This window comes from Aeromonas sp. FDAARGOS 1403 (genome assembly GCF_019047325.1).
Taxonomy (GTDB): domain Bacteria; phylum Pseudomonadota; class Gammaproteobacteria; order Enterobacterales; family Aeromonadaceae; genus Aeromonas; species Aeromonas dhakensis.
Window position 1 is genome coordinate 242,636 of record NZ_CP077249.1, and the last position, 19,969, is coordinate 262,604.

Genomic DNA, 19,969 nt, shown 5'->3' on the forward strand with positions numbered 1-19,969 from the left:
CACCTCCGACCCCAGGTTTCAACATGTTGCGATAACTTTTCCATGGAGTGGATATGTCGTTAGCGAAACTGTTAAATCGAATCATCCTGATTTTGTTCCTGATTGGCGCCGTCCTGCTGTTCATGCTGGAAGTCACCACGGTACGGCAATCCATCCTCGATCAGATGTCCGCCAATCTGGAAACCGCCATCACCGCCCTCGGGCTGGTGCTGCAAGGCACCCTTCTCAACGATGACAAGGTACTGGCCGAGACCATAGTCAACGCCATGTTCGATGGCGGCTTCGTCAGCGCGGTCACCCTGCTGGATCCGGATGGTCAGGTGCTGTTCCAGAAGGTCTTCCACACCGCGCAACAGAACGTGCCGACCTGGCTCCCCTCTGTTATCGACATGCCGCCGGTGAAAATTGAGCAGGAGCTGACCGATGGCTGGCGCATGCTGGGCACCCTCACCCTGGAAGGGCACACGGGCTATGCCTACCAGCATCTGTGGAATGCGATCAGCCGTACCGGCACGGCCCTGGTGGCAGGTCTGCTGGTGTTCACCCTGGTGATCTCCTGGGTCTGCAAACGGCTGCTGCGCCCGCTCGAGCAGATCAATCTGCAATTGGTGAAGATCCGCAAGCGCCAGTTCAGTGGCACCCTGGACGCTCCCTGGCTGCAGGATCTCAAGGAGCTGGCCGGCTCGGTCAACCAGCTGGTGTCGGAACGCAAACGGGATCTGCTGCAGCAACGGCTCAAGATAAGCCAGCTCGGCAAACAGCTCCCCATGGTCAATGAGCCGCTACAGACCCTGACCTGCGCAGGAGAGGGGCTGTTGCAACAACACTTCTTCTCGACCCAGGGCAGCATTCGTCTTTACAGCCGCCTCATTCCGGAAGTCACCCCGTCACTGAACAGTTCACCGGACGAGATCCGGCACCTGCTCGATCTCTGGCTGCACCATGCAGTCGAGGGATTGCAGCTGCCGCTCAGCCTGCTCGGCCACCCCGACTGGGCTCAATTTGCACCTCTGCTGGCCAAGGGCAGAGGCAAGACCCTCGATTGGCGCTGGGATCAGGAACATGTGCCACCCCTTGCCCAGGAGCGGCTGGCCGCCTTGCAGGAACAAGGGGTGGAGATGGCCTTCAGCGCCATCCCGATGACCAACGAGACCTTCAATCAGCTCGACCCCATCAATCCCGTTTTCATCAGCTGCCAGCCGACCCAGGCTCCGCTCTATTGGAACCTGGTGGCCCAGTGCCTGCACAGTGCGGGCTACACCCTGCTGGCGGAGGCCGGCGACATTCAGGATATCGACACCCTGCGCAACTGGGGCATCGATGGCTACGCCGGCAAGGAGGCATGATGAACAGGACTGGATTGTTGCTCGCCCTGCTGTGGCCACTGCCGCTGCTGGCCAACCCCACCACCATAGCCACCGGCGGTGAACAGGGGATCTATCACCAGATCGCCAAAGAGTTCTGCCGGCTCGCCAACAAAAGCGATGCCGGACTGCAGTGCAAGCCGCAGGCGACCTCGGGCTCCATCGAAAATCTGCGCCAACTGAAAAGCGGCGAGACAAGCTATGCGCTGGTGCAGTCGGACTGGCTCTACCAGGCCAGCAATGGCCTGGGTCCGTATGCCAATCAGCCGCAACCAGAGCTCAGGGCCATCTTCGCCACTCACGCCGAGCCCTTTACCATAGTGGTAAGGGCCGACGGCGACATCACCAGCCTGGAGCAACTCAAGCTGGCCCCCATCGACATGGGGCTCAAGAGCTCAGGTACCCGCCAGACGGCGCTCGCCCTGTTCAACGTGCTGGGCGCCAAGGAGCAGGATCTCGATCTCAAGAGCGTGGCCAATCTGGCCGAGTCCCTGTGCAGCAAACAGATCGACGCCTATGGCCTGGTGATGGGTCACCCCAACCGCATCGTGCTGGATACAGCCAAACGCTGCGCCATACGTTTCCTGCCGATCGAGGGGGCAATCCGGGATCAGCTGCTCAAGGGGGTCAAGTATTACCAGCGCAGCCAGATCCCTGCGCGTATCTATCCGGGCAACCTCAAGGCGACGCCGACCTTTGCCATCGCCGCCACCCTGGTAACCACCGCCAGCACGCCACTGGCCGACGTTTACCGCCTGACCCGGGCCATGCTGGCCCAGCAAACCAAGTTCAATGAGCAAACCTACGGTTACGCCAACCTGTTTCACCAGTCGCGCAATAAAACCGGCCCGGTGCTGAGCATCGAACAGCATCCGGGCGCGGCAAAATATTTCGAGGAGTTGAAAGCGGCGGGCAAGCTATAGCTGACGGCGGGGGGAGCGCAGCTGCTCGCTGGAAAAACGGGTCTTCATCGAAGTCCACTGCGCCAACCTGTCGGCACTGCCCGCCAGGGTCCCTTCCCGGCGTGACTTCATGATCCAGATGCTCTTGGCATCAAAACTGTAGACGGGGATGAGATCGGTCCGCTTGCTGCCGGGCAGGATCCGGTTGTTGATGTTGTCGAGCACCATCGGATCCGACTTGGGGGTCGCGAAGTAGAGCGTCACCATGTGGAACTGGTTGTACTTGACTGCCTTGACGTAAGCCAGTCGCAGCTTCTTCTCGTCCACCCCAAGCTCCATCAATGTGTAGTACTTGGAGATGCTGTAATCCTCGCAGTCGCCACCACGGGCACCGATAAACTCCAGTGGGTTGGCCCAGTAATCCGTTTCTCCCCACAATCTGGGGTCATCGCTGTAGGTCAGGTTGTTGAAGTAGTTGTTGACCAGCTCGATCTTCTGCTGATCCGTGGTGCCGGCCCTTGGCGTCAGCAGGCGCGAAAAGGCCTCCGCCCGCTGGAGGGCTCGACCGCCATAGACCTCCTGCAATTTTGCCTGCAGTGCAGGGCTGGCCATGTATTCGGAGAGACGGGAAGCCTGCACGCTGGCACAGCAGAGCGCCAACGTGCAGGTGGGAACGAGCAGCCATTTCATACCAGACACTCCCTGCAAGATGCTGGAGGTCAGTATAGTTGCCCCTGGCTGCCCCAGTGGCGGGCACGCGGGCGCTTCGACGCGGTCAACGGCATTCGGCGAAGGCGTCGGCCAACTGCTGCATGAAGCGGGGATAGCCATCCGGACCGAGCGGCACCTGTTCACCGACTTCGTCCAGCAACAGCACCTTGGCGCCGGTATTGCGGGCGACCGACTCGATCACCGCCGGCGAGAACTGCGGCTCGGCATAGATGCAGCTCGCTTTTTTCTCTTCCAGCGCCTTGCGGATCTCCACCAGGGTCTTGGCGCCGGGGCGTCGCTCCGGGCTCACGGTAAAGTGGCCCTTGGAGCTCATGCCATAGTGGCGCTCCCAGTAGCCATAGGCTTCATGAAACACGAAGTAGCCCTTCTGGTTCACCGCCTTCATCTGCTCGGCAATCACCTTGTCCTTGGCCTCCACCTTGGCCTTGAACGCCAACAGGTTGGCGCGATAACGCTCGGCGTTGGCCGGATCCTGAGCGCTCAGGGTTTCGCTCAGGGCATTGGCGATGACCAGCGCCTGGGTCGGACCCAGCCAGATGTGGGGGTCGACGCCCTCGTGGTGGTGCCCCTCATGACCGTCGTGGTCATGGCCTTCATGCGCCTCGTCGGCGTGCTCTTCATGACCGGCCTGCTTGCTGTAATCAAACAGCGGCATCCCTTCCACCCGGGTCAGGGTCAGCACATGGGGATGTTTGGCCAGCAGCTTGGCCATGAAACCTTCCAGCTCGGGGCCGACCCACACCACCAGATCGGCCTCGTTGATGCTGCGAATATCGGAGGGGCGCAGGGAGAAATCGTGGGGCGAAGCGCCGGTCGGCAGCAGCACCTTGGGCTCGCTCACGCCGTCGGTGATGGCAGCGGCGATGAAACCCAGCGGCTTGATGGTGGTCAGCACCTCGAGGGCGCGGACAGGCAGACTCACCGCCAGCAGGGCAGTGACTAGGGCAAGAATTCGCATAGAGATCTCGTCAGGAAGTGTGTGTGTGATAATATAACAAACCAACGTTATTGTTATATTATAACTCTCACAGGCTGTAAACCCCGGAGCTGTCATGACCCAACTGGTGGAGCTGAAAGAGGTCTGTCTTTCATTTGATGGACGACTCGTGCTCGACAAGGTCTCCTTTACCCTGAACAAAGGCAAAATCACTACCCTGGTCGGCCCCAACGGGGCGGGCAAGAGCACCCTGAGCAAGCTGGTGCTGGGTCTACTCACGCCAGATTCAGGCCAAATCACCCGCAGCCGCGACCTGCGGGTCGGCTATGTGCCCCAGCGCCTCTATCTGGATCCCACCCTGCCGCTGACGGTGCGTCGCTTCCTGCAGCTTGGCAAGAATGGTCGCCTCTCCATCGAGGAAGCACTGGGCCGGGTCGGCGCGGAAGATCTGTTGGACAACCGGATGCAGAAGCTCTCCGGCGGCGAAATGCAGCGGGTGCTGCTGGCACGCGCCCTGCTGGTCAAGCCCGAGCTGCTGGTGCTGGACGAACCGGTGCAAGGGGTGGACATCAACGGCCAGATCGAGCTCTACGCCCTCATCAGCCAGCTGGCCGCCGAGTTCAACTGCGCCGTGCTGATGGTCTCCCACGATCTGCATCTGGTGATGGCCAGCACCCACGAGGTGATCTGTCTCAATCGCCACGTCTGCTGTCACGGCGAACCGGAGAGCGTGGCGCGCCACCCCGAGTTTGCCCGCCTGTTCGGCCGACCGGAGCAGGAGGTGCTGGCGGTCTACACCCACCATCACCACTGCGATGGCGAACACCATCATCATGAACCGCAGGCCCCCGTCATTCGCCTGCCCTCCCGCAATCAATAACGTACCCGACAGGATCATCAAGTGGACAGCTTTCTGTTATACGCCCTCGCGGCCGGCCTCGGCATCGCCCTGCTGGCCGGCCCCCTCGGCAGTTTTGTGGTGTGGCGCAAGATGGCCTATTTTGGCGACACCCTCTCCCACGCCTGCCTGTTCGGCATCGCGCTCGGCATCCTGCTGCAGGTGGATCTGACCCTGGCGGTGGTGGTCTGCTGCCTCGCCATGGCCATGCTGCTGGTGATCATGAGCCGCAACCAGCAGGTGGCCACCGATACCCTGCTCGGCATCCTGGCCCACAGCGCCCTGTCGCTCGGCCTGGTCACCCTGAGCTTCATGGACAACGTGCGGGTGGATCTGATGGCCTACCTGTTTGGCGACCTGCTCTCGGTGCAGCCAATGGACTTGCTCTGGATCTACGGCGGTGGCGCCCTGGTGCTGCTCACCCTGTGGCGGCTGTGGGATCCCCTGCTTTCCATGACCATCTCGGAGGAGCTGGCCCGGGTGGAAGGGGTGAGGGTCGATGTGCTGCGCTGCGTGCTGATGCTGCTGATCGGGCTGGTGATCGCGGTGGCTATGAAGTTCGTCGGGGCGCTGATCATCACCTCCTTGCTGATCATCCCTGCGGCAACCGCCCGCCGCTTCAGCCGGACACCGGAGCAGATGGCCGGCTTCGCCGCGCTCATCGGCTGCCTTGCCGTACTCGGCGGACTGCTGCTCTCCTGGTATCAGGACACGCCGGCAGGCCCGTCTGTCGTGGTCTGCGCCACCAGCCTGTTCGTATTGAGCCAGTTCAAGAAAGCCTGAGCCTAAAGTGGCCTGATCCTTGTAATCAGGTCACTCCACATCCCAGCCCGTCGGTGGTGGTCTGCGCCGCCAGCCTGTTTGTGCTGAGCCAGTTCAAGAAAGCCTGAGCCTAGAGAGGCATGCTCTGGCGTGTCTCCATCATCAGCCATTGGCGCAGCCGGCTGATGGCGGGCTCATGGGCCCGCGAGCGCTTGCAGGTGAAGTAGAAAGCATCCCCCGTCTCCAGCTGGTGTACCGGCAAGGCCACCAGTTGGGGATCATCCGGTCGCAGCATGTAGTCGTTCACGAATGCCACCCCCTGATCCCAGGCTGCGGCCTCCATCGCCAGCAACACATGGCTGAAGTGGTGCATCCGCGCCTCCGCCGGGATCACTAGTCCCCCGGCCTTGGCCCAACGCTGCCAATCCTCTCCCCGCGCCTTGTAGATGGACTGCACCGACAGCAACGGCAGTTGCCAGATGGCGTCCGGCCACTCCCCCTCCACCTGTTGCAGCAAGCGGCGACTGCAGACCGGGAAGAGCCGCTCCCGGTAGATGAGATCATGACAATAGCCCCGACCGTGGGGCGAAACGGTGATGAAGCAGTCCGCCACTCGATCGGAGAGTTCGGGATCCTCCGCCACCATCTCCAGGCTGAGATCCAGCTCGGGATAGAGCTGGCGCAGCCCAGCCAGGCGCGGGATCAGCCACTTCACCGCAAACGAGCTGTAGACCGCGAGCCGCAGCCGCATCTCGCCGCCGCCACGCAGTTGCTCGCTGCTCTGGGCAATCTGGCCGAGCCCGGCGGAGATCCCCTCGAAATAGACCTCGCCCTGCGCCGTCAGCGACAGCAGCCGCCCCTGACGCAGCAGCAGCCGTTCCCCCAGAAAATCCTCCAGCAGGCGGATCTGATGGCTGACCGCGCTCTGGCTGACGTTCAGCTCAAGGGCCGCGCGGGAAAAGCTGAGCAGGCGGGCAACCACTTCGAAGTATTGAACGGCACGCAGGGGAGGCAGCTTCATTATCCAAAATTCTCATGCATGGTGATTTTTTATCATTTTACTGGATAACGAAGCGCGGGCTACCCTTCCCTCATCTGACGCAGGAGGTAGCATGAACGCAGTGGGGATCGGCATCCTTTATCTGGTGCTGGGCAATATGGTGGCAGTCTTTTCCGACGCGCTGGTCAAGGTGCTGGAGCCGGATCAGCCGGTATTTCAGTTTGTCTTCTTCCGCCAGCTCTCCGCCGCCATCCTGCTGACCCCCTGGCTGCTCTGGTCATGGCGTCGCAACCCGCCGGTGGCGCTCAAGTGGCACCTGCTGCGCGCCCATATCTGGGCCATCGGCGTCTGCCTGATGGTGATCGCCCTCACCCGGCTGCCGCTGGCCACCGCCAACGCCCTCTTCTATGCGGCGCCGCTGATGATGGTGCCGCTGGCGGTGTGGCTGGCAGGGGAAGCGATCTCGCGCCAGAAGGTGCTGACCGCCTTCATCGGCTTTGTCGGGGTGCTGATCGTGCTGCGCCCCACCGAGGTGAACTGGGCGGCGCTGGCCGCACTCGGGGTAGCGCTCTCCATGGCGCTCAACAATCTGCTGATCAAGCGGATCCCGCTCCAGCAGCCCATCGCCCAGACCCTGTTCTTTACCAACGTGCTGAGCATGCCCTTCATCCTGGCGCTGGCCTGGTGGGAAGGGGGCGACTGGCAGTGGCAGATGTGGTGGCCCGCCTTCGGCTCTTCGGCGCTGATCATGGTCTATGCGGGGTTGTGCGTGGTGGCCTATCGCAAGGCGGAGGCGAGCAAGATCGCCTCCGCCGAGTACACCGGCCTGCTGATGGCGGTCGCCATCGGGGTATGGCTGTTCGATGAGCAGCCGGGCCTGCCGCTGCTGCTGGGGTGCCTGTGCATCATACTGCCGCTCATAGCCATGGCCCGCAGCAAGCCCAAACCACAGGCCGAACCGGCGCTCTAGCCAACGAGGGTCACCCCAGCAGCGGGGCGACCCTTTGTTGCAGATGGGGGACCACATCCTGCTCGAACCAGGGGTTCTTCTTGAGCCAGAAGGTGTTGCGCGGTGACGGGTGCGGCAGCGGCAACCAGGCCGGACCGTAGTCCGCCCAGCTGCGCACCGTCTCGGTCAGCGACCCTTTCGCCGCATCCCGCAGGTAGTGGCCTTGCGCATACTGGCCGATGAGCAGGGTCAGCTCGATGTTGGGCAGCAGCATCAATACCTTGTCGTGCCAGGTGGAGGCACATTCGGGGCGCGGCGGCAGATCCCCCGACTTGCCCTTGCCGGGGTAACAGAGCCCCATCGGCATGATGGCGATGCGGGATTCATCGTAGAAGGTGGCCTTGTCCACTCCGAGCCACTGGCGCAGGCGATCGCCGGAGGGATCGTCCCAGGGGATGCCGCTGGCATGCACCCGGGTGCCGGGCGCCTGGCCGATGATCAGCAGACGGGCGTGCTCGCTGCCACGGATCACCGGTCTGGGCCCGAGCGGCAAGTGTGCCTCGCACAGGCGGCAGGCACGGATCTGTGCAAACAAACTGTCGAGTCGGTTCATGGGCCCGATAGTAACAGAGTTTTCCCCCGGATCCTGCTTGTGAAAGATTCAGCAGATACTTATTATGCAGCCACATTTGTTTAATTTAATAAACGGAGCGAAATGAAGAACTGGATGGGCACCGGCAGCGCGGCCCTCTCATTCGTGCTGTGGGGCATGCTGCCCCTCTATTACCAGTTCATGCCCGCGGTCAACATGTGGGAGCTGCTCTCCCACCGGGTACTCTGGTCGGCGGTGCTGCTGGGGATCCTGTTCCTCGTCGTCGGCTACCGGGTGCCCTGGGCGCGGCTGCGCAGCGAACCGCACCAGCTCGGCCTCATCCTGCTGGCCGGCCCCGTCATGTCCATCAGCTGGTGCATGTTCACCTGGTGCCTCACCACCGGCCAGGTGCTGGCCACCAGCCTCGCCTTCTTCATGACGCCACTGTTCAACATCGTCTTCGCCGTGTTGTTCCTCAAAGAGAAGCTCACCCCGCAAAAACACCTGGCGGTGGCGCTAGCCCTGGCGGGGTTGGCCTACATGCTCTTTTCTTACGGCCAGCTGCCCTGGTTCTCCCTGGTCATGGGGGCCAACTTCGCCCTCTATGGCCTGCTCAAGAAGAAGGTGCACTATGACGCCGGCGTCAGCCTCTACCTCGAGGCGCTGGTACAGCTGCCCGTCGCCCTGCTGATCATCGGCGCTCTGGCGGTGAGCGGCGCCAGCCAATTTATGGCCGGTGACTGGACCGAGCGCCTGCTGCTGATGGGCAGTGCCCCCGCCACCCTGCTGCCGGTGGGGCTGTTCTGCTATGGCATGATGCGCACCCGCATGAGCACGGTGGGTCTGCTGCAATATATCGAGCCCAGCCTCGCCTTCCTGCTCGCCATCTTCTGGTTTGGCGAGACGCCGGATCCGGTGAAATCGGTGGGGTTTGCCTTCGTCTGGGCCGGCCTGCTGGTGAGCCTGCTGCCGCTGCACAGGTTCTGGCGCCATCTGCGCCGCAACGCCGACGCTCAGGGTCTGCCGCGGTAGGACTCCAGGATGGCGTGCCACTTGGGATCCCGGTCCATCTGCTCGGCGATGTCGTTCAGCCTGTCATGCAGATCGCTGCGGGATTTGGGCAACAGTATGTGGCGGGTATAGCTGGACTGGGCGAAGGGCGAGACGAACAACTTGCCCTCGAAGGCCGGGTCGTGAGTGAAGAAGGTGAGCGCCGAGCCCGGCACCAGGGTCACGTCGATGCGGCCGCGCACCAGCAGGCTGAAGTTGGTCTTGACCTTCTTGGCATCCACCCGCACCAGATCGCCTCTGGCCGACGCCTCGTCGATACCCTGATAGTGGTACCCCTCGATGCCGCCGAAGGTCATCCCTTTGAGCGAATCGGGCCCGCGATAGGTGACCGGTCTGTCGGCACTCGAGATAAGCTCGTTGGTATCGCGCATGATGGGAAAGGTCCAGAGGTAGCGCTCGCGCTGGGGATCCCCCACCCAGGCGGGATTGACCCAGGCCACCAGACCGTCGAAGCCAGGATCCGACATCTCCAGCGCCAGTCTGGCCCGATTCACCAGCCAAAGTTCCAGCTTGGGTTCTCCGCCAAGCTTTTCATTGAGATACTTGACCAGATCCCGGCTCAGACCGCTCTGCTCCCCGGTCATGAAGGGGGGGTGCTGATGATAGTCGTAGAGACGCAGCGTCTCGCCATGAGCCGATATCGACAGCAGACACCACAACCACCACCATGCTCGCATCGCACCTCCTTGGGCTGCTCTTGAGTGTGGCACAGAGAGATCGAATGAGAAAATCCCCTAGCGGCGCCGAACCGGCTGCCTGCCCGCCCACCCGCCATTGGTTCATCTACATGGTGCGCACCGCTGGCGGCCTGCTCTATACCGGGATCAGCACGGATCCGGCTCGCCGCCTGCACCAGCACCAGAGTGGCAAGGGAGCCCGCGCCCTGCGCGGCAAGGGGCCACTGACCCTGGCGTGGCAGCAGGCCGTCGGTGAGAAAGGCACGGCGCTGCGCCTCGAATACCGACTCAAGCAGCAGAGCAAGGCCTTCAAGGAGCAGCTTATCAGCCAGCCGGAGCGCTGGCTCGCCTGCAGCGAATCATGGCTGGCCACCGCCCGGCCACAGAAAAGGCCGCTGCATGCAGCGACCAGGGAAGGATCCGATAACAGGGAGTGTCAACGGTAGGCATTAACCTGCTTGCGCCGACTGCTAATGAGCCAGCAAACGCAAAAAAGGCCGCTGCATGCAGCGACCAAGGAAGGATCCGATAACAGGGAGTGTCAACGGTAGGTATTGGCTTGCTTGCGCCGACTGCTGATGAACCAGCACACCACCAGCAGCACCAGCAACCAGGGCGCCAGCTTGATGATGAGGGCAAACATGCCGGCCAACGCGCCAAACAGCACGAAGACGCCGCTCACCAGCAGCATGGCCAGCACGGTGAACCCGGCCAGTGCCATGCCGACCAGTACCAGCATCAAGACGATAAATTCCAGCATGTTGTGCTCCTCACTGGGTTGATGCGGCCAGATGACCCGGGGTCAATCCAGCCAACGCTTCAATTCACGACGGGGCGGCATGATCAGCACCGCCAGCAGATAAATGGCCAGGGCCAGGGGCGGCATCAGGATCAGCGCCATCAGGGCCGCGACCCGCACCGTCACCCTGGAGAGCCCCAGTCCATTGGCGATGCCGGCACAGACTCCGGTCAGCTTGCGATGGGCAAGATCCTTCGGCCAGGGCGTCATGGTTATGCCTCCACCTTTTGACCCTTGAGGCGGGCCAGCTCCCGTTCAATCTCATCGTTCAGCTCCAGCTCGCGGAACTGGGCCTCCAGCGAGGGGTTCTGCCCCAGAGTTGCCGCCTCCAGCTGAGCTTCCAGCTGATCGACTCTGCCCTGAAAGCCGTCAAAACGGGCCATCAGCTCGTGCATGCGCTGGTTGTCCACCTGGGCTCGGGCCCGCAGCCGGCTGTGGGCGGTCTGCTCGCGCAGGGTCAGCAGCTTCTGCTTCTCGCGTGCCTCGGTCAGCTTGGCGGCCAGCCGCTCGCTGTCGGCGGTGAGCTGGGCCAGCACCTCGGCGACCCGCGCCTTGTCCTGTTCCAGCTGTTCGCATTTTTTGACCTCGGCCAGCTTCTCGGTCAGCGCGGCCCGGGCCAAGTCCTCACGCCCCTTCTGGATGGCGAGTTCGGCCTTGGCCGACCACTCCAGGATCTGGTGCTGCAACGCCTGCTGATGACGTTCCAGCTGTTTCTGTTCGGCAATGACGCGGGCGGCCTGGGTTCTCATCTCGACCTGGACCTGCTCCATCTCTTCGATCATCAGCCGCAGCATCTTCTCCGGCTCTTCGCTCTTGTCGAGCAGGCTGTGCAGGTTGGCATTGATCACGTCGGTCAGGCGGCTAAATACGCTCATGGTCTGGCTCCTTGTTGATGGGATGGCTATCTCTTCCCATGACATTACAAGAGCCGTGCCAAGATAATTTTTCCTTTACTTACATATAGATGAGGTTTTATCAGGTATTTTCAACATCGTCTTAGTGGCGAAAAATACCGATCCAGTGGTGATTTTCACCAATAAAAAAGGGAGCCGGCGGCTCCCTCATGCGATCAGCGCTGTACTCAGGCGGCCCGGGTATGGCCGAGCTTGCTGTCCAGCTCCGCCAGCTTGGCCTCCATCCGGGCGCGGCAGTTGTCGGAGAGGTCGCGAATACCGGCGGCGCCGTGCTCCTTGCTGCAGACCGGGGCCATCACTTCCAGCAGCACCTCGCCGTTGTCCCAGCGGTTGAGATCGATCTGGCCGAAGTAGCTGGAGCAGACGATGGGCACCACCGGCACCTCTGCCTGTACCGCGGTGTGGAAGGCGCCCGCCTTGAACGGCAGCAGGCCGCGCCCCTTGGAACGGGTCCCCTCCGGGAACATCCAGATGGAGGTGCCGCGATTCTTGATGCGCTCCACCACCTGGCCGATAGTACCGATGGCGCGGGAGCGGTTGGAGCGGTCGATCAGCACGTTGCCGGAGAGCCAGAAGATGAGGCCGAAGAAGGGCAGCCACAGCAGGCTCTTCTTGCCCACCGCCACCACGCCGGGCTGCACCGCGCCGGTCACGGTGAAGATATCGTAGTTGCTCTGGTGGTTGCAGACGTAGACCGCCGGCCCCACCGATTTGACCTCGTCGGCCACCGTCACCCGGACCTTGAGGCCGATCAGCGGGCAGACAGCATGGTACATGCGGGCGAAGACATAGACGTTGTTGGGATGGCGCGGACGCACCAGGCACAGCAGCAGACCGAACAGGAACCAGAAAATGAGCAGCAGACCAAGCAGCAGCACACGGGCAATTTTGAGCATCGAACACCTCGGATTTTGACTCGGCGCAGTATACTGGTCCCCCTTTTAGCGAACAAGCGTTCGCCAGACAGAACCGACCACCCTTCGCCACTCGCCCCTGAGCCATAAAACGGACGGCGGCTTGCCCCACCCGGCATTGGCCGTTAGGATGTGGCCATCTTGATGAACGGGGCGAGCATGATTCACCAACAACGCGTGGCGAAACGACTCCTGCTGCTGGTCTGCCTGCTGGTGCTCAATTGCGCTGCCCAGCCGCTGGCCCGGCTAGCCCTGCTCGATCACGCCATCAGCTGTCAGGCCCTGCCCCAGTTCGCCGCAGCCGACGACCAGGCCGACAAGGGCACGCCCGCCAGCCCGCAGCCCAACAGCTGCCAGCTCAACGGCAAGTGGCTGAGCGCCACCACCCTGCTCTGCCTTGAGCAGCTGTTCTTTGCGGTGGCCCTGCTCATCGCGCTGCTGGCCCCGCTCTGGCGCTACACGCCGCCACTGCCGCCGCCCCGAGCTGTTTCGCCCCCCGAACGACGACTTCACCTCACCCTCTGTGTCTGGCGGGAATGAGTTCAGCCGCGATTTTTCAGCCTGCTGTCATTCATTTTTTGCGAGACAACATCTATGTCAACTCTCTTCAAGGCGAGCCTGCTGCTGGGCTGCCTGCTGTGGCAATCCACTGGATTGGCCAGCGATACGGGCTGGCTCACCAGCCCCCAGAACGATCACGCCAAGGTCAGGCTGCAAGCCGACCGCAGCGCCCCTGACCAGACCCGCATCCTGCTCGAGGTGGCCCTCGAATCCGGCTGGAAAACCTACTGGCGCAGCCCGGGTGAAGGGGGCATAGCGCCCCAGATCCTGTGGGAGCAGCCGGTCGGCAACTTCCAGTGGCACTGGCCCACACCGCGCCCCTTCGAGGTGGCCGGGCTCAGCACCCAGGGCTATCAGCAACAGGTACGCTTCCCCCTGAGCCTGGACTCCCCCGCCGGGCAGCCGCTCAAGGGCACCTTGCGCCTCTCCACCTGCAGCAACGTCTGCATCCTGACCGACTACCCCTTCACCCTGGCGGTGGATGGGCAGGCGCCGGCCGGTTTCGACTTCGCCTGGGCCCAGGCCATGAGCACCCTGCCGCAAACGCTGCCCGCCGATACCCGGGTCGAACTCGGCTACCAGCACAACCAGCTGCAGCTGCGCGCCGAGCGGGCAGAGGGTTGGCAGGAACCAGCGCTCTTCATCGATGCGCTGGAGGGGGCCGAGTTCGGCAAGCCCGCGCTCGAGGTGAGCGGCAACACCCTGATCGCCCGGGTGCCGGTCAGCGACGGCTGGCAGGGGGATGCGCCTGACTTGCGTGGCCAATCCCTCGGCCTGTTGCTCGGCAGCGGCGATGAAGCCTGGCAGACCAGCGCCACCATCGCCGGACCTCTCGCCCTGCCGGCCCCAGGCCAGCCACTCATCTGGCTGCTGGGGGCGGCGCTGCTCGGCGGCCTCATCCTCAACCTGATGCCCTGCGTGCTGCCGGTGCTGGCCCTGAAACTGGGCACTGTGCTGCAGCAGCAGGAGCGCGAACAGCGACAGGTGCGCAAGCAGTTCCTCGCCGCCAGCGCCGGCATAATCACCTCCTTCTGGGTGCTGGCGGCCATGAGCAGCCTGCTGCGCGCGACTCAGGGTGCCGTCGGCTGGGGGATCCAGTTCCAGAGCGCCGGCTTCATCGGCTTCATGGTGGCGGTGACTCTGCTGTTTTGCGCCAACCTGCTGGGCCTGTTCGAGATAAGGTTGCCCAGCAATCTCAGCACTCGCCTCGCCACCAGCGGCGGCAAGGGGCTCGGTGGCCACTTCCTGCAGGGGAGCTTCGCCACCCTGTTGGCCACCCCCTGCTCGGCCCCCTTCCTCGGCACCGCGGTGGCCTTTGCGCTGGCGGCGCCCCTCGGCCAGCTCTGGCTCATCTTCACCGCGCTCGGCCTTGGCATGAGCCTGCCCTGGCTGCTGGTGGCGGCCCTGCCGCGCCTCGCCCTCTGGCTGCCCAAACCGGGCCGCTGGATGGGGCGGCTGCGCATCCTGCTCGGGCTGATGATGCTGGGCTCCAGCCTCTGGCTGGCGAGCCTGCTCGGCAACCATCTGGGCAGCACGGCCACCGGCTGGCTGATGGCCGCCATGCTGCTGGTGCTGCTGATCGGCATCATCTGGCGTTATGGCATGCGCGGTTTCACGCTGGCCCTCTCCCTCTCTGCCCTCATCGGCGGCGCCCTGCTGTTGGGGGGCGCCCTCACGGCGCAGGGGTCGGGCAGCATCGATCGCATCGCCTGGCAACCGCTCTCCGAGCAGGCCATCGTCGATGCGCTGGCCCAGCGCAAGCGGGTCTTCGTCGACGTCACCGCCGACTGGTGCGTCACCTGCAAGGCCAACAAGTACAACGTGCTGCTGCGTGACGAGGTGCAGAGCGCCCTGACGGCTCCGGACGTAGTGGCCCTGCGTGGCGACTGGAGCCGGCCGAGCGACGCCATCTCCGCCTTCCTGCGCCAGCGCGGCGCAGCCGCCGTGCCCTTCAACCAGATCTACGGGCCCGGCCTGCCAGAGGGAGAGATCCTCTCCCCCCTGCTGGACAAGGCCGACTTGCTCGACGTGTTGCACCAGGCCGGCCTCGTCCGGGCCGATGTCACCCATTTTTAAGGAGAATCCCATGACCCTGCGTACCCTGAAACTGCGCACCCTGACCCTCTGCACCGCCCTGGTTGCCGGCACCCTGAGTGCCCCCTTGTTGCAGGCGGCCCCCTTCACCCCGGAGCAGGAGGCGCGTATCAAGGAGCTCATTCGCGAGACCCTGGTCGCCAACCCCAAGATCCTCGACGAGGCGGCCGAATCCTGGGAGAAACAGAACGCCGCGGCCCAGGAGGCCCAGCTCGGCAACTTCATCAAGGGCAATCAGGATGTGCTGTTCAACAGTGCCACCAGCCCGCGCCTGGGCGCCAAGAATCCCAAGCTGACCCTGGTGCTGTTCACCGACTACAACTGCCCCTACTGCAAGCAGTTCGATCCCCGCCTGACCAAGCTGCTCGAGGCCTATCCCGACGATCTGGGGCTGGTGGTCAAGCTGCTGCCGTTCAAGGGGCAGAGCTCGGCCAAGGCGGCCCAGTACAGCCTCACCCTCTGGCAACAGGATCCGGCCCGCTTCCTCGTCCTGCACGACAAGCTGATGAGCAAGCAGGGGATGCTGACCGAGGCGGACATCAACAAGGCGCTGGCGACCACCGGCAACACGGCCCTCAAGCCCGATGCCAAGGCCACCGAGGAGCTGCGCAACAGCCTGCGCATCGGTACCCTCCTGGGCGTGCAGGGCACCCCGGCGACGCTCATCGGCAACCAGCTGGTGCCGGGCGCCCTCCCCTATGACGAGCTGGAGCAGCTGGTGAAGGCCGAGCTGGCCAAGCGGAGCTAAGCCATGGCGGAGGATGCAGTCGTAAAACCACCCCGCTGGCGCCGTTGGGGCAAGGAGGCCCTCTGGCTGCTGCTGATGGTGCTGGTCATCTCCACCCTGCTGGATCTGTGGCGCAGCCCCAGCCTGCCGGCGGGGGCCATGGAGGCTCCCTTCACCCTGCAGGATGGCACCATCACCAGTCTGGCCGAGCAGAGCCGCGGCAAGCCGCTGCTGGTCTACTACTGGGCCAGCTGGTGCGGGGTGTGCCGCTTCACCACACCGACCGTGGAGAACCTGTGGCAGGAGGGTGAAAACGTGCTGACGGTGGCGCTGCGCTCCGGCAGCGATGAGCAGTTGCGCGCCGGGATGGCGAAGAAGGGGCTCGTCTTGCCCACCCACAACGATGAGCGGGGAGATCTGGCCGCACGCTGGCAGGTGGGGGTCACCCCCACCTTCCTCATCATCAAGGATGGGACGCTGGTGAGCAGCACCACCGGCTGGAGCTCGTGGCTCGGGCTCAAGGCCCGCCTGCTGTGGGCCGGCTGGTAATCCCGTCCGCCCAGCAATGTATGCAAAGAGCCCGGTATCACGACCGGGCTCTTTTTCATCTGAAGGCTGACAATCCTATTTCGTGGGCGCCATGGCGCCCTGACCGAGCCGCCCCCTGGCGCTGGCCCGCTCAGCCTCGTCGAGTACCCCGTCCCCGTTCTTGTCCATCCGGGTGAAGAGGGCCTCATGGCGCGCCATGAACTGCGCCTTGGTCGTGTCTTGCATCGCCCTCATGTTGCCCATGTTTCCCATCTTGCCCGGCATGGCCTGGCCGGACTGCTGCATCGCCTCGTGCATCTTGGCCATGGCGGCCTCTCTCTCGGCCACCGACAGGGTGCCATCCTTGTCGGTGTCCTGCCGGGCGAAACGCTGCTCGGCTCTTTCCATGAACTGGGCCTTGGTGATGTCCCCCTTGATGAACATCAAGGGCTCGTCGATGCTCTCATCGGCGGCGATGGCAAGGCCGCCCAGCAGTACCATTGGCAGAAGATAAAATTTGAGCATGGCTGTCCATTCCTTAGTAAGGGTCTCGGCCCGGCCGAGGCCTGCTGAAGATCGCCAGGGCAACGCCCGGCGCCTCCTGTAGTGTAGCCCCGGTACCACCCCCTACCGGGAGGCAGATCGCAAGGCGCACCGGCCACGCCTCCCCCTGGTTACTTTTCTTCCTATTCATGGCGATGGCGGCCTGTTTGCGTTAAAATGTCGGGTTTTTGCCGAGCCTGGTTTGCCAAGATCCCCGCCGCCAGGCCAGCGCAGGGTCAATTCCACGATGCCAGTGAGGCAGGATCCGTCATGAACAACTACTTCCGGGTGTTGGGCGTCAAGTCCAACGCCAGTGAAAACGACATCAAAAAAGCCTATCGTCGGCTGTCGAACCAGTACCACCCCGACAAACTGCACGGGGCGAGCGAAGAAGAGAAAGAGCAGGCAGCCCTCAAGCTGCACCAGGTAAAGCAGGCCTATGAAGTGCTGTCTGATCCGAAACAGCGGGCCGCCTTCATCAAAGATTTCAACAACGTCATCGTGACCGATCCCGCTGCTGCCATGCAGGAGATGTGGGACCAGTTCTACCCCTGAGCCACCAGGCAAGAAGAGCGACTATGCAAAAAAAATGGGACCAGGCACGGCTCAAGGCCCTGCAAAGCGATGCCAGCGAGAATATCGAATCCTACCGGGATCAGGACGACCCCAAGGGGCTCGAGCAGTTCACCGACCAGATGAAGGCCCTGCTGCTGGCCGATATGAGCATGCTGGAGTTTATGCCCGAGTATCTGCCGCTGGCCCTCTATGGCCGGGTGCAGTTCCCGGCCAAGGCCAAGTCGCAGTGGAACAAGTGGCTCACCAGCGGCGAGCAGCCGGGCTGGGACGAGTTCAAGGTGAGCGTCGGCTTCAACAACGCCGCCCTGCCGCTGGTCAAGGCGGTGCGGGCCCAGAGCGAAGATCAGCTGATGGAAGCCTGCGCCGTGCTGTTCCTGCTCGACAACCCGCTACCGCGCGGTAGCCAGCGCAGCGATGACGACTATGAGCTGCGCGACGAAGAAGATGAAGACGGGGAAGATGCCGACGCCGACTACCACGGCGGCAGTGACCGCTATGGTGATGACGACGGCGATCAGGATATGTACGACGAAGTCCGTTTCTAATTGGGGCAAGGCATGAGCAACAGTCTGATAGAAATTACCGCCATCGAGATCAAAGAGCTGGCCGTTATCGAGCCGAAGCAGGCCAGCGAGAAGTTCGAGCTGATCGCCAAGACCATGTCTGACGACCAGCTGGCAGAAGTGATTGAAAACATTGATATCGTTACCCTGACCCAGATTAACGGCCAGCACGATATCTCCTTCCCCTCCATCATCTCCGAGCTGATGACCCCGGAGCGGATCCGCGACATCGTCTGCCAGCAGCCGCTCTATTGGGAAGAGGCGATCAAGAACAACGCCGACGAGCTGCAACAGCACACCTTCGACTTCCTCAACTACCTGATCCGCACCCAGGATAGCGAAGCCAAGCAGCGCGAGATCCTCGAGTGCGTGGCCGAAGATCCGGCCGGTCTCTTCTACCTCGCCATCCCCTTTATCGAGTTCTATCGCGGCGATCGCTATGAAGAGGACGAAGGCTATCGCGACGTGCTGCACGCCGAAGAGGAAGATCTCGAAGAGTCCCTGCGCTACAGCGAGCGCCAGCAGAGCGAGGATGTCCACGACTACGCGCTGGATGACCCGCGCAGCCTCTTGATGCTCATTCGCGAGCTGGCCCCCGAGGTGGAGAAAGCCATCAAGGCGCTGCTGCGCAACGAGCACTCCACTTGGGACGGCATCATCAACAAGTTTGCCGCCGAGCTGGTGATGCAGGCCAAAGAGAAGAACAAGGTCGAGGAAGACGAGTACGGCGACGTCGACGACATGTTCAGCTTTCTGGATTAAGGAGCCCATTCATGCAGTTAGTCATTCGCGATGCCAACCAGGGCCCCTTTCTGACCCAGGTGCTGCGCTTTGGCCGCGACAATGAACGTTTGAGCGAGCAACAGCTGGCCGCCATCAAGGGCAAGGCGGTGCTGATGAGCCTCAAATTCGCCGACAAGTACTACAACAAGTACAAGATGCACCTGCTGGAGCAGGCCGCCCACGACGTCATCGGTGTGGTGAGCCTCGGCCTGCAGGAGCTCTCGGCGCGGGATCCGGCCAAAGCGCTGGCGCTGCTGCAGGCGCCGGAAGGCCCCATCAAGCCGTTCCAGAAGGGCTGGTCAATGCTCATCACCGTCAGCCCCAAGCAGGCTGGCAACAGCCTCTACGGTGACGTGGATGCGCGGCTCTTGGACAAGATCTCGAGCCCGCCGGACGTGGAAGAGTGGCAAGGGTGGCAGGAGTACGAGAAGGCACTAACAGAGCACAACAAGAGCCGCCTGATGGGGCTCATCGACCAGCACTTCTTCGCCTGCGAAAGCGACCACCCCACCATGGAGGACAAGCTGGCCGAGGCGCTGCTCTACCGCATCCTCTGCGGCAAGGGCAGTGGCGCCGCTCCGCTCAAGGTGAAGCAGGATCTCAAGCGCAAACTGGCGCGGGAGATTGAGCTCGACGAGGGCTGGTACGACACCGACTACCTCGCCGCTCAGCTCGCCCTGATGCTGAGTGCGCTGCCCGCCGACATGGCCGCCGCCCTGCGCCAGGAGCTGAGCCCGGGCTTTGTGCCGAACCTGCTGCACACCCTCGGCTTCGTGCGCCAGTACCAGCAGCTGCAAAAAGAGGACGCCTCACCGGAGAAGCTCGACAACGTCGAGATGCGCGCCGGACTCAAGCACCCCCTGCTCGGCTGGCCGCTCTATCACGACTTCTAAGGGGCCATGCCCCCTTGCAGGACGGCTCTTGCCTCTCCTCCCCACAACGCCCGGCTTGCCGGGCGTTGTGCTATCCAGCGCCCCGTTTTCAGCACAAGCCCTGGCAGTGAACACAGAGCTCGGCAGAAAACTACCCCGTAAGCGTCATTGGCCCCATTTTTGACAGGGATATAATGACTCCCCCATACAA

At 62.9% G+C, this 19,969-nt stretch carries 25 protein-coding genes; 15 read left to right on the forward strand and 10 right to left on the reverse strand.

The features are described from left to right. Positions 1-53: 53 nt before the first annotated feature. Both I6L33_RS01185 and I6L33_RS01190 read left to right on the forward strand, forming a co-directional pair. Positions 54-1,346 carry a LapD/MoxY N-terminal periplasmic domain-containing protein gene (locus I6L33_RS01185; RefSeq protein ID WP_216973421.1) on the forward strand — a complete coding sequence of 431 codons (1,293 nt, stop codon included), beginning with the start codon at positions 54-56 and terminating at the stop codon, positions 1,344-1,346. After that, positions 1,346-2,287: a TAXI family TRAP transporter solute-binding subunit gene (locus tag I6L33_RS01190; RefSeq protein ID WP_216973422.1), complete on the forward strand. Its 942-nt coding sequence runs from the start codon at positions 1,346-1,348 to the stop codon at positions 2,285-2,287. Before I6L33_RS01185 ends, I6L33_RS01190 begins: the two co-directional genes overlap by 1 nt. Here the strand turns inward: I6L33_RS01190 and I6L33_RS01195 are convergent. Together I6L33_RS01195 and znuA are read right to left on the reverse strand one after the other, a co-directional pair. Next, positions 2,282-2,956: a transglutaminase-like cysteine peptidase gene (locus I6L33_RS01195; protein WP_017788145.1), complete on the reverse strand. Its 675-nt coding sequence runs from the start codon at positions 2,954-2,956 to the stop codon at positions 2,282-2,284. The two genes, I6L33_RS01190 and I6L33_RS01195, sit on opposite strands and share 6 nt — an antisense overlap. Before the next feature lie 85 nt (positions 2,957-3,041). Beyond that, the gene (znuA, locus tag I6L33_RS01200; RefSeq protein ID WP_216973423.1) at positions 3,042-3,956 is read right to left on the reverse strand and encodes a zinc ABC transporter substrate-binding protein ZnuA; all 915 of its coding nucleotides are present in this window, start codon (positions 3,954-3,956) and stop codon (positions 3,042-3,044) included. Between the two features lie 94 nt (positions 3,957-4,050). Here znuA and znuC point away from each other — a divergent pair, with 94 nt between their 5' ends. After that, complete coding sequence (gene znuC / locus I6L33_RS01205; RefSeq protein WP_017788147.1) at positions 4,051-4,815, forward strand: zinc ABC transporter ATP-binding protein ZnuC; 765 nt, start codon at positions 4,051-4,053, stop codon at positions 4,813-4,815. Positions 4,816-4,836: 21 nt separating this feature from the next. Then, positions 4,837-5,616, forward strand: coding sequence for a zinc ABC transporter permease subunit ZnuB (gene znuB, locus I6L33_RS01210; RefSeq protein ID WP_017765340.1), 780 nt, complete (start codon positions 4,837-4,839; stop codon positions 5,614-5,616). A gap of 109 nt (positions 5,617-5,725) precedes the next feature. Here the strand turns inward: znuB and I6L33_RS01215 are convergent, their stop codons facing one another. Beyond that, a complete protein-coding gene (locus tag I6L33_RS01215; protein ID WP_017778342.1) occupies positions 5,726-6,616 on the reverse strand; it encodes a LysR substrate-binding domain-containing protein in 891 nt (296 codons plus the stop codon). Between the two features lie 91 nt (positions 6,617-6,707). On the opposite strand from I6L33_RS01215, the gene I6L33_RS01220 reads away from it, so the two are divergent. Continuing rightward, positions 6,708-7,565 carry a DMT family transporter gene (locus I6L33_RS01220; RefSeq protein WP_005305226.1) on the forward strand — a complete coding sequence of 286 codons (858 nt, stop codon included), beginning with the start codon at positions 6,708-6,710 and terminating at the stop codon, positions 7,563-7,565. A gap of 10 nt (positions 7,566-7,575) precedes the next feature. On the opposite strand, the gene I6L33_RS01225 is transcribed toward I6L33_RS01220, so the two are convergent. Next, on the reverse strand, positions 7,576-8,157 hold the full coding sequence (locus I6L33_RS01225) for a uracil-DNA glycosylase family protein (RefSeq protein ID WP_017778343.1): 582 nt from the start codon (positions 8,155-8,157) through the stop codon (positions 7,576-7,578). A gap of 102 nt (positions 8,158-8,259) precedes the next feature. Here I6L33_RS01225 and rarD point away from each other — a divergent pair, with 102 nt between their 5' ends. Further along, positions 8,260-9,168 (forward strand): EamA family transporter RarD, encoded by a 909-nt coding sequence (rarD, locus tag I6L33_RS01230; protein ID WP_216973424.1) that lies wholly within the window; start codon positions 8,260-8,262, stop codon positions 9,166-9,168. Here rarD and I6L33_RS01235 read toward each other — a convergent pair. After that, a complete protein-coding gene (locus I6L33_RS01235) occupies positions 9,150-9,884 on the reverse strand; it encodes an ABC transporter substrate-binding protein (RefSeq protein ID WP_005305238.1) in 735 nt (244 codons plus the stop codon). The genes rarD and I6L33_RS01235 overlap by 19 nt on opposite strands. A gap of 44 nt (positions 9,885-9,928) precedes the next feature. Here I6L33_RS01235 and I6L33_RS01240 point away from each other — a divergent pair, with 44 nt between their 5' ends. Continuing rightward, positions 9,929-10,330, forward strand: coding sequence for a GIY-YIG nuclease family protein (locus I6L33_RS01240; protein WP_216973425.1), 402 nt, complete (start codon positions 9,929-9,931; stop codon positions 10,328-10,330). 95 nt (positions 10,331-10,425) lie between these two features. Here the strand turns inward: I6L33_RS01240 and pspG are convergent, their stop codons facing one another. The 4 genes from pspG to I6L33_RS01260 form a co-directional block, all read right to left on the reverse strand. Beyond that, positions 10,426-10,644, reverse strand: a complete 219-nt coding sequence (gene pspG, locus I6L33_RS01245) for an envelope stress response protein PspG (protein WP_010636066.1) — start codon at positions 10,642-10,644, stop codon at positions 10,426-10,428. Between the two features lie 42 nt (positions 10,645-10,686). Further along, a complete protein-coding gene (locus tag I6L33_RS01250; RefSeq protein ID WP_005305247.1) occupies positions 10,687-10,893 on the reverse strand; it encodes a PspC domain-containing protein in 207 nt (68 codons plus the stop codon). Positions 10,894-10,895: 2 nt separating this feature from the next. Then, positions 10,896-11,558 carry a phage shock protein PspA gene (gene pspA, locus I6L33_RS01255; protein ID WP_017782532.1) on the reverse strand — a complete coding sequence of 221 codons (663 nt, stop codon included), beginning with the start codon at positions 11,556-11,558 and terminating at the stop codon, positions 10,896-10,898. A 206-nt stretch (positions 11,559-11,764) separates the two neighbouring features. Next, the gene (locus I6L33_RS01260; RefSeq protein WP_216973426.1) at positions 11,765-12,493 is read right to left on the reverse strand and encodes a 1-acylglycerol-3-phosphate O-acyltransferase; all 729 of its coding nucleotides are present in this window, start codon (positions 12,491-12,493) and stop codon (positions 11,765-11,767) included. Positions 12,494-12,670: 177 nt separating this feature from the next. Here I6L33_RS01260 and I6L33_RS01265 point away from each other — a divergent pair, with 177 nt between their 5' ends. Genes I6L33_RS01265 through I6L33_RS01280 form a run of 4 tightly spaced genes read left to right on the forward strand, consistent with a single transcriptional unit; the run spans position 12,671 to position 16,442 of the window. Beyond that, positions 12,671-13,051: a hypothetical protein gene (locus tag I6L33_RS01265; protein WP_024943302.1), complete on the forward strand. Its 381-nt coding sequence runs from the start codon at positions 12,671-12,673 to the stop codon at positions 13,049-13,051. Between the two features lie 54 nt (positions 13,052-13,105). Then, on the forward strand, positions 13,106-15,148 hold the full coding sequence (locus I6L33_RS01270; RefSeq protein WP_216973427.1) for a protein-disulfide reductase DsbD: 2,043 nt from the start codon (positions 13,106-13,108) through the stop codon (positions 15,146-15,148). A 10-nt stretch (positions 15,149-15,158) separates the two neighbouring features. Further along, positions 15,159-15,914: a DsbA family protein gene (locus I6L33_RS01275; protein ID WP_054543517.1), complete on the forward strand. Its 756-nt coding sequence runs from the start codon at positions 15,159-15,161 to the stop codon at positions 15,912-15,914. A 3-nt stretch (positions 15,915-15,917) separates the two neighbouring features. Then, entirely contained in the window at positions 15,918-16,442 is a 525-nt protein-coding gene (locus I6L33_RS01280) for a thioredoxin domain-containing protein (protein WP_054543518.1), read from the forward strand. Positions 16,443-16,517: 75 nt separating this feature from the next. Here I6L33_RS01280 and I6L33_RS01285 read toward each other — a convergent pair whose 3' ends face one another. After that, positions 16,518-16,946, reverse strand: coding sequence for a hypothetical protein (locus I6L33_RS01285; RefSeq protein WP_025201126.1), 429 nt, complete (start codon positions 16,944-16,946; stop codon positions 16,518-16,520). A gap of 288 nt (positions 16,947-17,234) precedes the next feature. Here I6L33_RS01285 and I6L33_RS01290 point away from each other — a divergent pair, with 288 nt between their 5' ends. From I6L33_RS01290 to I6L33_RS01305, 4 genes are read left to right on the forward strand one after another with little or no spacing between them, the layout of a single operon-like run. After that, entirely contained in the window at positions 17,235-17,519 is a 285-nt protein-coding gene (locus tag I6L33_RS01290; RefSeq protein ID WP_005305278.1) for a DnaJ domain-containing protein, read from the forward strand. A gap of 23 nt (positions 17,520-17,542) precedes the next feature. After that, positions 17,543-18,085 carry a hypothetical protein gene (locus I6L33_RS01295; protein WP_216973428.1) on the forward strand — a complete coding sequence of 181 codons (543 nt, stop codon included), beginning with the start codon at positions 17,543-17,545 and terminating at the stop codon, positions 18,083-18,085. Between the two features lie 12 nt (positions 18,086-18,097). Continuing rightward, a complete protein-coding gene (locus tag I6L33_RS01300; protein ID WP_005335887.1) occupies positions 18,098-18,865 on the forward strand; it encodes a hypothetical protein in 768 nt (255 codons plus the stop codon). 11 nt (positions 18,866-18,876) lie between these two features. After that, a complete protein-coding gene (locus I6L33_RS01305; RefSeq protein WP_216973429.1) occupies positions 18,877-19,779 on the forward strand; it encodes a hypothetical protein in 903 nt (300 codons plus the stop codon). The last annotated feature ends 190 nt before the right edge of the window (positions 19,780-19,969 follow it).

What these genes read in the sequence shown, in the direction of transcription:
- I6L33_RS01185 (WP_216973421.1), top strand. Translation starts at nt 54, where the DNA reads ATGTCGTTAGCGAAACTGTTAAATCGAATCATCCTGATTTTGTTCCTG.
- I6L33_RS01190 (WP_216973422.1), top strand. Translation starts at nt 1,346, where the DNA reads ATGAACAGGACTGGATTGTTGCTCGCCCTGCTGTGGCCACTGCCGCTG.
- I6L33_RS01195 (WP_017788145.1), bottom strand. Translation starts at nt 2,956, where the DNA reads ATGAAATGGCTGCTCGTTCCCACCTGCACGTTGGCGCTCTGCTGTGCC.
- znuA (WP_216973423.1), bottom strand. Translation starts at nt 3,956, where the DNA reads ATGCGAATTCTTGCCCTAGTCACTGCCCTGCTGGCGGTGAGTCTGCCT.
- znuC (WP_017788147.1), top strand. Translation starts at nt 4,051, where the DNA reads ATGACCCAACTGGTGGAGCTGAAAGAGGTCTGTCTTTCATTTGATGGA.
- I6L33_RS01215 (WP_017778342.1), bottom strand. Translation starts at nt 6,616, where the DNA reads ATGAAGCTGCCTCCCCTGCGTGCCGTTCAATACTTCGAAGTGGTTGCC.
- I6L33_RS01220 (WP_005305226.1), top strand. Translation starts at nt 6,708, where the DNA reads ATGAACGCAGTGGGGATCGGCATCCTTTATCTGGTGCTGGGCAATATG.
- I6L33_RS01225 (WP_017778343.1), bottom strand. Translation starts at nt 8,157, where the DNA reads ATGAACCGACTCGACAGTTTGTTTGCACAGATCCGTGCCTGCCGCCTG.
- rarD (WP_216973424.1), top strand. Translation starts at nt 8,260, where the DNA reads ATGAAGAACTGGATGGGCACCGGCAGCGCGGCCCTCTCATTCGTGCTG.
- I6L33_RS01235 (WP_005305238.1), bottom strand. Translation starts at nt 9,884, where the DNA reads ATGCGAGCATGGTGGTGGTTGTGGTGTCTGCTGTCGATATCGGCTCAT.
- I6L33_RS01240 (WP_216973425.1), top strand. Translation starts at nt 9,929, where the DNA reads ATGAGAAAATCCCCTAGCGGCGCCGAACCGGCTGCCTGCCCGCCCACC.
- pspG (WP_010636066.1), bottom strand. Translation starts at nt 10,644, where the DNA reads ATGCTGGAATTTATCGTCTTGATGCTGGTACTGGTCGGCATGGCACTG.
- I6L33_RS01250 (WP_005305247.1), bottom strand. Translation starts at nt 10,893, where the DNA reads ATGACGCCCTGGCCGAAGGATCTTGCCCATCGCAAGCTGACCGGAGTC.
- pspA (WP_017782532.1), bottom strand. Translation starts at nt 11,558, where the DNA reads ATGAGCGTATTTAGCCGCCTGACCGACGTGATCAATGCCAACCTGCAC.
- I6L33_RS01260 (WP_216973426.1), bottom strand. Translation starts at nt 12,493, where the DNA reads ATGCTCAAAATTGCCCGTGTGCTGCTGCTTGGTCTGCTGCTCATTTTC.
- I6L33_RS01265 (WP_024943302.1), top strand. Translation starts at nt 12,671, where the DNA reads ATGATTCACCAACAACGCGTGGCGAAACGACTCCTGCTGCTGGTCTGC.
- I6L33_RS01270 (WP_216973427.1), top strand. Translation starts at nt 13,106, where the DNA reads ATGTCAACTCTCTTCAAGGCGAGCCTGCTGCTGGGCTGCCTGCTGTGG.
- I6L33_RS01275 (WP_054543517.1), top strand. Translation starts at nt 15,159, where the DNA reads ATGACCCTGCGTACCCTGAAACTGCGCACCCTGACCCTCTGCACCGCC.
- I6L33_RS01280 (WP_054543518.1), top strand. Translation starts at nt 15,918, where the DNA reads ATGGCGGAGGATGCAGTCGTAAAACCACCCCGCTGGCGCCGTTGGGGC.
- I6L33_RS01285 (WP_025201126.1), bottom strand. Translation starts at nt 16,946, where the DNA reads ATGCTCAAATTTTATCTTCTGCCAATGGTACTGCTGGGCGGCCTTGCC.
- I6L33_RS01290 (WP_005305278.1), top strand. Translation starts at nt 17,235, where the DNA reads ATGAACAACTACTTCCGGGTGTTGGGCGTCAAGTCCAACGCCAGTGAA.
- I6L33_RS01295 (WP_216973428.1), top strand. Translation starts at nt 17,543, where the DNA reads ATGCAAAAAAAATGGGACCAGGCACGGCTCAAGGCCCTGCAAAGCGAT.
- I6L33_RS01300 (WP_005335887.1), top strand. Translation starts at nt 18,098, where the DNA reads ATGAGCAACAGTCTGATAGAAATTACCGCCATCGAGATCAAAGAGCTG.
- I6L33_RS01305 (WP_216973429.1), top strand. Translation starts at nt 18,877, where the DNA reads ATGCAGTTAGTCATTCGCGATGCCAACCAGGGCCCCTTTCTGACCCAG.